Genomic DNA, 12,462 nt, shown 5'->3' on the forward strand with positions numbered 1-12,462 from the left:
CACGCCTGTACGATGGCGCGTCGTGGCTGCGCCGATGGTAGACCCCGCACCGACCCGAGTTGCCGACCCAGTCGCGGCGCGGCCGTCCCGGCGCTCCCGCTGGCGGCCGGCCCGCGCCGACGTGCTGGCCGTGGCCGCCTACCTGGCGCTCGGCGTCCTCGTCTGTCTCAACTACTGGGTGGACGTGCAGCACCGGGTCTCGTCGCACCTGCCCACCGACCACAGCTGGTTCGAGTGGCTCTTCTCGCACGGCGCGTACTCGGTGCGGCACCTGGAGAACCCGCTCTTCACCACCCGCCAGAACGCCCCGGACGGGGTGAACATGATGGCGAACACCTCGCTGCTCGGGGTGACGCTGCCGCTGGCGCCGCTGACCATGCTGCTCGGCCCGCAGGTGATGTACGCGCTCTACCTGGGCGCGGCGCTGGCGGCGACCGCCGGCACCGCGTACTGGGCGCTCTCCCGGCACCTGGTGCGCTCCCGCGCGGCGGCCTTCGTCGGCGGCGCGTTCCTCGGCTTCGCGCCCGGCATCGTGCACCACGCCAACGGCCAGCCCAACTTCGTCTCCAACTTCCTGCTGCCGCTGATCGTGGTGCGGGTGCTGCGGCTGGGCGAGCCGGGCCGCTGGCGGCGCAACGGCGTCGTGCTCGGCCTGCTGGTCGCGTACCAGATCTTCATCAACGAGGAGATGCTGCTGCTCACCGCGCTGGCCTGCCTGGTCGTGGTGCTGGCGTACGCGGTCATGCGGCCGCGCCGGGCGTGGGCGATGGCCGGCACCTTCGCCGCCGCGCTCGGTGTCGGCGGCGGGCTGGCGCTGCTGCTCACCGCGTACCCGATCTGGTTCCAGTTCAACGGCCCGCAGTCCTACCGGGGGTTGCAGGGCGGGGTGTTCCACAACTGGGGCGAGGACCTCAAGGCCTTCGTCACCTTCGCCCGGGACACCGTCGCCGGTGACGAGGCGGTGGAGCAGACCATCGGGCTCACCGAGCAGAACACCTGGTTCGGCTGGCCGCTGGTGCTGCTGTCGCTGGTGGCGCTGGTGCTGCTGGTCCGCCGCTGGTTCGCCGCCCGGATCCTGGCCGTGCTCGTGGTGGTCTTCACGGTGGCCTCGATCGGCCCGAAGGTGCGGTTCGACGGGATGGAGACGGAGACCGACGGCCCGTGGGCGTACGTCCCGGACGACCTGCCGCTGGTCGAGATGATGATGCCGACCCGGCTGGCCCTGGTCGTGGTGGCCGCCGTCGGCGTGCTGCTCGCGCTGGCCTGGGAGGCGGTGTCCGGGGTGGGCCGCCCGCCGGTGCCCGCGCAACGCACCGGCGAGGCGGACGCACCGACCCGGCCGCGCCGCCGCTGGGTCCGGCCGGTCGGCTACGCCGCCATCGCGCTGGCGGTGCTGCCGCTCGTCCCGCGTCCGCTGCCCGCGCAGCCGGTCGACCCGCCGCCGCACTTCATCACCGCCGGCGGCTGGCGGCCGTACGTGCCGCAGGGTCGCACCCTGGTGCCGGTGCCGATCCCGAGCAACGTGCACGGCCTGCCCACGCTGCGCTGGAGCGCGTTGACCCAGCACGCGTTCCCGATTCCCGGCGGTTACTTCATCGGCCCGAACGAGCTGGGTGAGGGTGTGTTCGGCGCGCCGAACCGGCCGACCAGCAGCCTGATCTACACCACGATGGACCAGGGCACGGTGCCGGCGCTGACCGAGGAGAACCGCCGCCAGGCGGTCGAGGACCTGCGCTTCTGGAAGGCGTCGGTGGTGGTGCTCGGGGCCCACCCGCGCGAGGCGGTGCTGCGCGAGCTGGTGACCGCCCTGCTCGGCCCGCCGCAGCGGGTCGACGACGTGTGGCTCTGGGACGTCCGCCCGCTGGTGCCCTGACGCCGGACCGGCGCTCCGGCGCTCAGCGGGACGCCAGGGCCCGCTCGGCGTACGCCCAGAGCCGGTCGGCGGCGGCCGGGTCCACGGCGTGGGCGGCCACCCCGCCGGTGGCCTCCGGGCCGCCGGCCACCACCTCCGCCTCCTGGTTGTCGTCGAAGTACCGGCCGGTGACCCGCTCGACCAGCGGTGACGCGGCCAGCAGCACGGTGGTCGCCGCGCCCTGCTCGGGCGTCTTGTAGTACGGCAGGTCGACCCGGTTGCCCGCCTCGTCCAGCACCCCGAACGCCCGCAACGTGTCGTCGTCCATGTGGCGTTGCAGGTTGGTGTTGATGTAGCCGGGGTTCAGGGCGTTGGCGGTGACGCCGTCGGCGGCCCAGCGCCGGGCGATACCCGTGGCGAGCAGGACGTCCGCCGTCTTCGACCGGCCGTACGCCGACCACGGGTCGTACGGCTGCCGCTCGAACTGCGGGTCGGCGAAGTCGAACGCCTCCCGCAGGTGCGCGCCGGAGCTGACGACCACCACCCGGGCGGAGCCGGCGGCGCGCAGGTTGCCGTGCAGGCCGCGGGCGAGCGCGAAGTGGCCGAGGTAGTTGGTGCCGAGCTGGAGTTCCCAGCCCAGCGGGGTGAGCTGCCGGGTCGGGATCGCCATGATCCCGGCGTTGGCGACCAGGGCGTGCAGCGGGCCGTCCCAGGCCGCGACGAAGGCGTCGACCGAGGCCAGGTCGGCCAGGTCGAGGGCGGCGGCCCGGACGCTGCCCGGGCCGGCGAACTCGGCCACCAGGGCGTCGGCGCTGGCTGGGTCGCGGGTGGCCACGGTGACCTCCGCCCCGGCCCCGGCCATCGCCCGGACGGCCGCCGCGCCGATGCCGGAAGCGCCGCCGGTGACGATCATCCGGCGGCCGGTGAGGTCGACGCCGGCGAGGATCTCGGCGGCGGTGGTACGGGCGGTGTACGGGGTGGTCAGGCGCGTCATGGCGACAACGCTAGGGACGCCACCGCTGGACTGCCCATAGTCTGGAATCCGCCACTCTTTAGCGTGAGTCCAGGAGGTGTCGGGTGGACCCGTTGGAGGACGTGCTGGCGCTGCTCGCCCCGACGAGTCGGGTGTCCTCCGGTCTGGCCGCGGGCGGGCGCTGGGCGCTCCGGTTCCCCCCACCGGCCGGGGCCAAGTTCAACGCGGTGCAGCGGGGTCGTTGCTGGCTCCGGGTGGACGGCCTGCCCGACCCCGTCCGCCTCGCCGAGGGCGACTGCTTCCTGCTGACCCGGCCCCGGGCGTTCACCCTCGCCAGCGATCCCGACCTGCCGGCCGAGCCGGCGCAACCCGTCTTCGCCGCGGCCGTTGACGGCGTGGCCCGCGCCGGCGACGGCGACGACGTGCTCGTCATCGGCGGCGCGTTCTCCTTCGCGGAGCGGGCCCGCGCCCTGCTGCTGGACAGCCTGCCGCCGGTCATCCACGTGCCGGCCGGCGCACCGGAGGCCGCCGCCGTGCGCCGGGCCGTCGGCGAGATCGACGCCGAGCTGCGCCGGCGGCCGGTGGGGGCCACGCTCGTCGCCGAGCACCTCGCCCTGGTCATGCTGATCCGGATCCTGCGCCTGCACCTCGCCCACGACGGCGGTGGCCGGTCGGGCTGGCTGGCCGGCCTCGCCGACCCGGCGGTCGGCGCGGCGCTGCGCGCGATGCACGACCGGCCGGCCCATCCGTGGACGGTGGCCGAGCTGGCCCGGGCCGCCGCCGTCTCGCGGTCCACGCTGGCGGCCCGGTTCAAGGAGGTGGTCGGCAAGGGCCCGCTGGAGTACCTCACCGAGTGGCGGATCGAACTCGCCGCCGACCGGATCCGGCGCGGCGGCGAGACGCTGGCCACCATCGCCCGGTCCGTCGGGTACGGCTCGGAGAGCGCGCTCAGCGTCGCCTTCAAGCGCACCACCGGCCGCACGCCGCGCACCTACCGCGGTGAGCTGACCCGACCCGGCTGAGGCTCCGCCCGACCGGGCCGCCGATCGCGTCGGCGCGGCGGCGCGACGTGCGCCCGGGCCGACGGGCGGGGCCGGCGTCAGCCGACGAGCGGACGCACGTCCCAGACCCAGGCGCCGCCGATCTCCCGGCCGGGGCCGAGCAGCTGATCCACCGTGCGGCGCACCGGGTCGCCCCGGTGCAGTCCACCCTGGACGACCACGGCGGCCCGCCAGTGCCGCAGGTCCTCGACCGCCTGGCGGCGGTCGGCGTCGGTGACCACCGGCACCTCGCCGGTCTCGGCGACCCGGCGCAGCAGCACCGAGGTGGGCCGGTCCGGGGCGCCCCAGCGCGCCGCCGGGTCGTCGGCCGACCGGGGGCCGATGAAGTAGCCGCCCGGCGCGTCGAAGGCCAGCCCGGTCCGGGCCGACCAGAACATCGCCGGGCTCAGGCCCGCGCCGGTCACCGGCGGCACCGGCACCACGGTCCGGCCGGCCGGCACGGCCGCCCGCCAGCCGCCCTCGGCCACGTACGGCGGCACCGGCCACGCCGGCACGGTCCGGATCGGCGTCGGGGTCAGCGGCAGCAGCGCGGCGGCCACCGCGCCGGCCCAGAGCAGCCGCACCGGCACCCCGGCCGCCGGACCGGCGTCGGCCGCCGGCCGGAGCGACCGGACCCGGTCCAGCGAGAGGGCGAGCAGGATGCCCAGCACCGGTACGCAGACCAGCGACAGCCGGGCCGGCACCGCCAGATCCAGCAGCGGCAGCCCGGACACCAGCCGGTACGGCCCCGGGATGCCGGTCGGGGCGCCGTCCAGCCGAATCTGCTCACCGAGCGAGAGCAGGGCGAACAGCACGCCGCAGACGGCCAGCGCCTGCACCAGCGGCCGGCGCCACAGCCAGCCGGTGACCACCACGGCGAGCACCAGCAGCCCCGGGCCGAAGAACGAGTTCTCCTCCGTGGGGTTCGGCGACAGCAGGCCGGGCAGGTAGTCGTCACCGAGCACGGTCTGCCGGGCCGACGCGGTGAACGAGGCCGCGTCCAACTGGTAGCCGTAGGCGTGGAAGGGCATCCCCCGGTAGTGGCCGGGGCCGAAGAACTGGAACCACAGCGGGTACGCCAGCAGCACCACCGCCACCGCCGCGCCGATCCCGATCCGGGCGAGCATCGCGGGCGCCAGCCGGCGGGCCGCCGCCCGGTCGGCCAGCGCGTACGCGAGCACGAACACGCCGGCCGCCAGGGCCACGAAGACCAGCACCTCCTCGCCGAGGAAGACCTGGTAGGTGACGGTCAGGCCGAGCAGCACGCCGGAGCGCCAGACCCGGTCGGGCGCCGGCCGGAACACCAGCGCGAGGATCACCGGCACCAGGAACTGCGCCGCCATGTGCAGGTGCGCCCCGGCCTGAGCCACCATGCCCGGGGCGAAGCCGCAGCACAGCCCGCCGACGGCGGCGGCCACCCGGGAGTCGACCAACCGGCGGCGCAGCAGCGCGTACCAGGCGGTCGCGGTGCCGGCCAGACAGCAGACGACGGCGGTGAGGAAGGCGGCCTGCGAGCCGAACAGCAGGGTGACCGGGGTCAGCGGCACGCCCAGGCCGAGCACCGAGGTGTTGGCCATCAGGTTCACCCCGTCCGGGGCATTCAGCGCCCTGCTGTACAGCGGGTTCTCCGCCTCGACCACCGACCGGGCGGCGCGGGCCAGCATCCACTCGAAGAGGACCTGGTCGCCGGCCTGGTGGAACAGCCGATCCGGGCGACCCCACTGCCCGGTGGTGAGCAGCACCGCCAGGGCGAGGTACCCGGCGACCACCAGCAGGTCCGCCCGGCGGACCGGCCACCGGCGCCGGCGGGCGGGCGGGGCGTCGGCGGGTGCGGTGGTGGTGCCGACCGCCATCAGGCCGGCTGGTCGGTCAGCGCCCGAACGTCCCAGACCCAGACGTCCAGCTCCCGGCGGCCAGGGCCGACCAACTGCTCGACGGTACGCCGCAGCGGCTCCGCGTGGTGCTGGCGCACCGGCAGCACCAGGATCGCCGCCCGCCAGTGCCGCAGCTCGTCCAGCGACCGGCGGCGCTGCCGATCGTCCAGTTTGGGGATACGCCCGGTGGTCGCCACCTCCTCCAGCAGCTGACCCAGCCCGCTCGGGCGGCCACCGAAGCGCCCCGGGTCGCCGGTGTTGCCGTTGCGCGGGGCGAGGAAATAGCCGCCGGGAATCTTGAAGTCCAGGTTGGTGGCCGCCGCCCAGCGCATCCCGTGCGTGTTGCCCATGCTCGGCACCGGGATCGGCACCAGGGTCTGGTCCGGCCCGACGTAGCCGCGCCAGCGGTCCGCGGTGATGAAGTCCGGCACCGGCGGGCGGGAGGTCATGTGCAGCGGCATCGGCGCGATCGGCAGCAGCGCCAGCACCAGCCCGGCGACGGTGAGCGTCCGCACGGTGCGCCGGTCGAGCGGGAGGGACCGGGCCCGCTCGACGGCGAGCGCCAGCAGCACGCCGATCACCACGCTGGTGATCAGGCCGAACCGGGTGGGCACCACCGCGTCGAGCAGCGGCAGCCGGACCAGCCATTCCCACGGCCCGGTGAACAGCTCCCGGTCCCACCAGGACACCCGCTCGCCGAGGGAGAGCACGGCGAAGAACACCCCGGTCGCGGCCAGCGCCCGGACCAGCGGTTCGCGGCGCAGCCAGAGCACGATGCCGACGGTGAGCAGCCCCAGGCTCCAGCCGAAGAAGGCGTTCTCCTCGGAGTAGTTCGGGGCCAGGTTGACGTTGGCCCGCTGGTTGCCACCGATGGTGGGCGAGCCGGGGGCGAAGAAGGCGGCGATGTCGTTGCCGTAGTCGCGCACCGCGTCGCTCAGCCCGTGGTACGCCATCGGCCCGCCGAACTGGATGTAGAGCGGGTACGCCAGCAGCGCGCCGGCGAGCACCGCGCAGACCGCCAGGCCCGCGCCGAGCGGCCGCCACGCCGCCGACCAGAGCGCGGGCCGCTGGACCAGCACGGCGAGCAGGAAGACCCCGCAGGCCAGCGCGGTGAAGAGCAGGATCTCCTCGTTGATGAACGCCTGCGCGGTGACCATCAGGGCCAGCAGCACGCCGTCGCGGACCGGCCGCGTCGACCGGGTGAGCACCAGCACCCGCCAGACGATGAACGGCAGCAGGAACTGGCTGATGATGTTCGGGTGCCAGCTGGCGTGCGACAGCATGGCCGGCGAGAACCCGCAGAACCAGCCGCCGACCACCGCGGCCAACGGGGTGCGTACGACGTGCCGGGAGAGCATCACGTACCAGGCCGTGGCGGTGCCGGCGAGGCCGAGGGTGACCAGCACCACGAAGGTGACCGCGGGGCCGAACAGCAGCGTCACCGGCACCATCGGGATGCCCAGCGCGAGGATGGCGGTGTTCGCCATCAGGTTCACGCCGTCGGGGTAGTTGAACTGCTCGGTGAAGAACGGGAACTCCCCGTGCAGCACCACCCGGACCGAGTGGGCGAGGAAGAACTGCACCTGGGCCGGGTCGCTGCTGTAGAGCGGGGCGACCCGGCCGGCCGGGTCCACCCAGATCTGGCTGGTCACCCAGAGCGCGGTGAGCAGGAAGAGCCCGAACACCGCGAGGTCGGTGCGCCGGCGGCGCCACCAGCGGGGCCGGGCGGCCCCGGCGTCCGCGTCGGCCCGCGCCGGCTCGGCGGCCGGATCCGGTTCGGTGGCGGGCACGGTGGCCGGCTCGGACGGGCTGGTACCGGGGTCCGTGGTGGACGGAGCCGGCAGGGTGCCGACCCCGGCGCGGGCCACCCCGTTCGGGGCCGGCGCGCCGTCCGGGGCGGGTTGGCCGTTCGCCGTGCCGCCGTTGGCCGGGTGGCCGTTGGCCGGGTGGCCGTTCGCCGTGCCGCCGCCGGCGGTCACCGGATCGGACGCGGTGGTGGCGTCGGATTCCGGCGAGGACTCGGCGCGGGTCTCGGCAGGCGTCACAGTCGGCGGAGTCTACCGGAGCGGGAAAATGTCCCCAAAGACACTGCGAGGTCCCTTGTGGTGGCTCGTGCCGACCGGGTCGACGGCGGTGGGAACGGGGACGAGGCGGCGCGTCCGGGTGACCGGACATCTCGTACTATGGCGCTTTCACGACGGCAGCTCGACCGAGGGGGCGTACAGGTGGCTCCAGCCCGCCGGCGCGGCACGACGGCCACCGCACTGCTGACCCTGCTGCTCACCGCCACGGCCTGCGGCCCGGTGGCCGACCGGCAGCAGCCCCGCGAGCTGCGGGTGGGCTTCGACAGCCGGGACGGCTCGCTCGCCGTCTGGCCGCCGCGCGGCCCCCTGGCCGGCGACGCCGCGGTCACCGCTGCGGTGACCGCGGCGGTACGCGACTGGCGGTCACCGGTCGACGACCGGGTGCACCTGCCCACCTCCGGCATCCTCTACGCTGGCGAGGTGGACGGCGCGCCGCTCGCCCTGGTGGCCGCGGACGTGCCCGGGGAGAGCGCCTCCTGGCTGCTGCAACTCACCCACGACGGCGACCGGTACGCGGTCACCCGGGCCACCGAGTACACCGACCCCGGCTACCTCGTCTACTCCGACGTGCTCCCGGTGCAGACCACCGACGGCCGGCGCTACCTCACCTCCGCCCGGGTGCAACGCCTGCTCGGCCCCGACGGCAAGGCGTTGACCAGCACCGACGGCCTCACCGAGCCGGTCGACGTGCCGGCCTGCCAGGCGGTGGCGGTGACCGCCACGCTGCGCTCCACCGAGTCGCTGCCCCGGGGCCGGGCCGCCGACCGGCTGCTCGACCTGGGCACCGGCACCGCCGATCCGCGCTACCCGCTGGTCCGCGACGAGAGCGGGTCGGGCAAGCGGGCGCTGGCCGGCCTGGACACCTGCGCGCTGGCCGGCGAGGAGGGCCCGTTCGGCAGCATCCCCCGGCGGATCGGCGACCGGGACGCGCCGCGCTCGGTGCCGTCGTCCTGGCCGATGGAGAAGGTCGCCGTCCGCACCCTCGGCGAGGTGGCGCTCGGCGGCGGCGAGCCGGCCGAACTGCAGCAGCTGAGCTGGGAGACCGCCACCGGCCCGATGACAGCGGTGGTCTACCGGCCGGCCGACGGCGGTCCGGCCGTGGTCTCCCCCGCCGACCAGGCCAGCCCGTTGCAGACGTACCTGCTGCCGGTGCCGGGGCAGCCGCTGGTGGTGTTGAGCTGGCGGGCCACCCGGGACAGCTCGCTGTCAGTGCCACCGGGCACCCCGCGGCTGGTCGACCGGCCGGGGCTCACGGTGGTGCCGGAGCCGGCGCGCAAGGAGACGTTCAGCCTGGCCGGTTCGGGCAAGACGCACTACCGCTCGGTCGGCGGCCGCTGACCCACGCCGGCCCCGCCGGCCCACGCCCGGGCGGCCGGTCCTGACCAACGCCGACGGCGGGCACTCCCGGTGACCCGGGGGCGCCCGCCGTCGGTGGTGCTCAGTTCGACGCGGCCGCGTCGTCGGCGGAGAGCCGGACCGGCTCCACCGGCTCGACGTCGAGCCGGGAGATCCAGCCGGTGACGTCGCGGGCCACGTTCTGCGCGGTCAGGCCGAGGTCGGCCAGGATCTGCGCCCGGGTGCCGTGCGGGTGCCAGTCGGCCGGTACGCCGAGGTCACGCAGCGGCACCCGGACGTCCGCGTCCCGCATCGCCTGGGCGAGCGCGTCGCCGACCCCGCCGACCCGTACGCCGTCCTCGACGGTGACCACGAGGCGGTGCCCGGCGGCCAGCTCGACCAGCTCGGCCGGGATCGGGCGGACCCAGCGCGGGTCGACCACGGTGACCCCGTAGCCCTGCTCGGCGACCCGGGCGGCCACCTCCATGCCGAGCTGGCCGAACGCGCCCACCGCGACCAGCAGCACGTCGGTACGCGCCGACTCGGCCAGCACGTCGACCGACCCGACCCGGCGGACGGCCGGCAGGTCGGCGGCCACGGTGCCGGTCGGGAAGCGCACAACGGTCGGGCCGTCGTCGACGGCCACCGCCTCGCGCAGCTCCTCGCGGAGGGTGGCGGCGTCCCGGGGCGCGGCGATCCGCAGCCCGGGCACCACCCCGAAGACCGACATGTCCCAGATGCCGTAGTGGCTGGGGCCGTCCGGGCCGGTGATCCCGGCCCGGTCCAGCACGAAGGTGACCGGCAGCTTGTGCATCGCCACGTCCAGCAGGACCTGATCGAAGGCCCGGTTGAGGAAGGTCGCGTAGACCGCCACCACCGGGTGCAGCCCGCCCAGCGCCAGCCCGGCCGCGGAGGTGGCCGCGTGCTGCTCGGCGATGCCCACGTCGTAGGTGCGCTCCGGGTACTTGCGGGCCAGCGAGGCGATGCCGGTGGGCTCGGCCATGGCGGCGGTGATGCCGACCACGTCGGGCCGCTCGTCGGCGATCGCGACCAGTTCCTCGGCGAAGACGTGGGTCCACTTCACCGACGGGGCGGCTACCAGCTTGCCGGTCTCGATGTCGAAGGCGCCGCCGGGACCGTGCAGGCAGTCCGCCTCGTCCTCCTCGGCCGGCCGGTAGCCGTAGCCCTTGCGGGTGACCGCGTGCACGATCACCGGGCCGCCGAAGTTCTTCGCCGCGCGCAGCGACGACTCCACCGCCGACACGTCGTGCCCGTCCACCGGGCCGACGTACTTGATGCCGAGGTCCTCGAACATCGCCTGCGGGGCGACCGCGTCCTTGATGCCCTTCTTGACCGCGTGCAGCACCTCGTACATCGGCTTGCCCACCAGCGGGGTCGAGCCGAGCGCGTCCTTGACGGTGTCCAGCACCTTCTCGTAGCCGGGGTTGAGCCGCAGCGAGGAGAGGTGGTCGGCCAGCCCGCCGATGGTCGGCGAGTAGGACCGGCCGTTGTCGTTGACCACGATCACCAGCGGGTTGCCGCTGGTGGCGATGTTGTTCAGCGCCTCCCAGCACATGCCGCCGGTCAGCGCGCCGTCGCCGACCACCGCCACCACGCTGCGCGACTCGCCGCGCAGCGCGTACGCCTTGGCCAGGCCGTCGGCGTAGGAGAGGGCGGTGGAGGCGTGCGAGTTCTCGATCAGGTCGTGCTCGCTCTCGGCCTGGCTCGGGTAGCCGGAGAGCCCGCCGCGCTGGCGCAGCCGGTCGAAGCCGGCCTGCCGCCCGGTCAGGATCTTGTGCACGTACGCCTGGTGCCCGGTGTCGAACAGGAGCCGGTCCCGGGGGGAGTCGAACACCCGGTGCATGGCCAGGGTCAGCTCCACCACACCGAGGTTGGGCCCGACGTGCCCGCCGGTGCGGGAGACCTTCGCGATCAGGAAGTCGCGGATCTCGGCGGCGAGGACGTCCAGTTCCTCGGCGGACATCCGCTTGACGTCCTGCGGACCGCGCACGGTGGCCAGCAGCCGGCCCGAGGCGGCCGTGTCCTGTTCAACACTCATGACCGGAGAGTCTATCGGCCGCCCGGTACTCCGCAGCCCGGGCCGAGCCCACCCGGGCCCGCCCGCCGGGCTGAGCGCCAGCTCAGGACCGGATCCGCAGCCGGCGCGGCGGGGTGGGCGGGACGGCGTCGCGGGCCGGCCCGGCCGGGGTCCAGGAGCCGAGCACGGCGGCCCGGGTGGCCCCGGTCACCGAGGGCAGCGCGCCGGGCAGCCCGTGCCAGGAGAGCCAGCCCAGCAGGGCGAACGCGTACGCCTCCTTGGCCTGCGCCGGCACCCCCAGCTCGTCGGTGCCGCGCAGCCGCCAGCGACCGGCGCCCAGCGCGGCCAGCCGGCGGCGCAGTGTGGGGTTGCGCACCCCGCCGCCGGCCGCCACCACCTCGACCACCTGGTGCCGGTCGCACTCGGCGGCGACCACCCGGGCGGTCAGCTCGGTCAGCGTGGCGAGCACGTCGTCGGCGGGCACCGGCTCGCCGACCGCGGCCAGGTGCCGGTCCAGGTAGCCGGCGTGGAACAGCTCCTTGCCGGTCGACTTGGGCGGCGGCGCGGCGTAGTACGGCTCGGCCAGCAGCGCGGCGAGCAGCCCCTGGTGCACCCGGCCGGCGGCCGCCCGGGCCCCGTCGAAGTCGCACGGGCGGTCCAGGAAGCGGCGGGCGGCCGCGTCGAGCAGCGCGTTGGCCGGCCCGACGTCGTACCCGAGGACCGGCGCGCCCGGCGCGACCACCGTGAGGTTGGCGATGCCACCGAGGTTGAGCGCCGCCCGCGGCCCGGCGGCCGGGTCGAGCAGCAGCGCGTCGAAGGCCGGGACCAGCGGGGCGCCCTGCCCGCCGGCCGCGATGTCCGCCGAGCGCAGGTCGCTGAGCACGGGTACGCCCACCCGGGCGGCCACCCGGGCCACCGCGCCGAGCTGCAGGGTGCCCCGGGCGCGCCCGTCGGCGACCCAGTGGAAGACCGTCTGCCCGGGCGAGACCACCGCGTCCGCGCCGCCGGCCAGCTCGACCCCGACCGCCGCCGCCTCGGCGAAGGCGTCGCCGAGCCGGTTGTCCAGCCGGCAGACCGCCTCGATGGTGGTGCCGGCCGGGGGCAGCAGCGCGCCGATCTCGGCCCGCAGCTCGTCGTCGTAGTCCAGCTCGCGGTGGCCGAGCGGGCGCAGCCACAGGGTGTCGCCCTCGACCTCGAACTCGGCGGCGGCCACGTCCACCCCGTCGTAGGAGGTGCCCGACATCAACCCGACGATCTTCACCGGGC

8 protein-coding genes are annotated in these 12,462 nt (G+C 75.3%); 3 read left to right on the forward strand and 5 right to left on the reverse strand.

What is annotated here, in order from left to right; translation table 11 throughout:
• Nucleotides 1-34 precede the first annotated feature (34 nt).
• Nucleotides 35-1,873, forward strand: coding sequence for a hypothetical protein (locus GA0070609_RS20725; RefSeq protein WP_088995312.1), 1,839 nt, complete (start codon nucleotides 35-37; stop codon nucleotides 1,871-1,873).
• A 22-nt stretch (nucleotides 1,874-1,895) separates the two neighbouring features.
• On the opposite strand, the gene GA0070609_RS20730 is transcribed toward GA0070609_RS20725, so the two are convergent.
• A complete protein-coding gene (locus tag GA0070609_RS20730; RefSeq protein ID WP_088995313.1) occupies nucleotides 1,896-2,846 on the reverse strand; it encodes an SDR family NAD(P)-dependent oxidoreductase in 951 nt (316 codons plus the stop codon).
• An 83-nt stretch (nucleotides 2,847-2,929) separates the two neighbouring features.
• On the opposite strand from GA0070609_RS20730, the gene GA0070609_RS20735 reads away from it, so the two are divergent.
• Entirely contained in the window at nucleotides 2,930-3,847 is a 918-nt protein-coding gene (locus GA0070609_RS20735; RefSeq protein WP_088995314.1) for an AraC family transcriptional regulator, read from the forward strand.
• A 77-nt stretch (nucleotides 3,848-3,924) separates the two neighbouring features.
• Here the strand turns inward: GA0070609_RS20735 and GA0070609_RS20740 are convergent, their stop codons facing one another.
• Both GA0070609_RS20740 and GA0070609_RS20745 read right to left on the reverse strand, forming a co-directional pair.
• Nucleotides 3,925-5,718 carry a hypothetical protein gene (locus GA0070609_RS20740; RefSeq protein WP_088995315.1) on the reverse strand — a complete coding sequence of 598 codons (1,794 nt, stop codon included), beginning with the start codon at nucleotides 5,716-5,718 and terminating at the stop codon, nucleotides 3,925-3,927.
• Nucleotides 5,718-7,583 (reverse strand): hypothetical protein, encoded by a 1,866-nt coding sequence (locus GA0070609_RS20745; protein ID WP_088997872.1) that lies wholly within the window; start codon nucleotides 7,581-7,583, stop codon nucleotides 5,718-5,720. The genes GA0070609_RS20740 and GA0070609_RS20745 overlap by 1 nt, the downstream gene beginning before the upstream one ends.
• Before the next feature lie 381 nt (nucleotides 7,584-7,964).
• Here GA0070609_RS20745 and GA0070609_RS20750 point away from each other — a divergent pair, with 381 nt between their 5' ends.
• Nucleotides 7,965-9,161, forward strand: a complete 1,197-nt coding sequence (locus GA0070609_RS20750; protein WP_088995316.1) for a hypothetical protein — start codon at nucleotides 7,965-7,967, stop codon at nucleotides 9,159-9,161.
• Between the two features lie 100 nt (nucleotides 9,162-9,261).
• Here GA0070609_RS20750 and dxs read toward each other — a convergent pair whose 3' ends face one another.
• A complete protein-coding gene (gene dxs / locus GA0070609_RS20755) occupies nucleotides 9,262-11,217 on the reverse strand; it encodes a 1-deoxy-D-xylulose-5-phosphate synthase (protein WP_088995317.1) in 1,956 nt (651 codons plus the stop codon).
• 82 nt (nucleotides 11,218-11,299) lie between these two features.
• On the reverse strand, nucleotides 11,300-12,457 hold the full coding sequence (locus GA0070609_RS20760; protein WP_088995318.1) for an anhydro-N-acetylmuramic acid kinase: 1,158 nt from the start codon (nucleotides 12,455-12,457) through the stop codon (nucleotides 11,300-11,302).
• Nucleotides 12,458-12,462 lie beyond the last annotated feature (5 nt).

Origin of the sequence: Micromonospora echinaurantiaca (genome assembly GCF_900090235.1) — a bacterium.
Classification (GTDB): Bacteria; Actinomycetota; Actinomycetes; order Mycobacteriales; family Micromonosporaceae; genus Micromonospora; species Micromonospora echinaurantiaca.

What these genes read in the sequence shown, in the direction of transcription:
- GA0070609_RS20725 (WP_088995312.1), top strand. Translation starts at nt 35, where the DNA reads ATGGTAGACCCCGCACCGACCCGAGTTGCCGACCCAGTCGCGGCGCGG.
- GA0070609_RS20730 (WP_088995313.1), bottom strand. Translation starts at nt 2,846, where the DNA reads ATGACGCGCCTGACCACCCCGTACACCGCCCGTACCACCGCCGCCGAG.
- dxs (WP_088995317.1), bottom strand. Translation starts at nt 11,217, where the DNA reads ATGAGTGTTGAACAGGACACGGCCGCCTCGGGCCGGCTGCTGGCCACC.
- GA0070609_RS20740 (WP_088995315.1), bottom strand. Translation starts at nt 5,718, where the DNA reads ATGGCGGTCGGCACCACCACCGCACCCGCCGACGCCCCGCCCGCCCGC.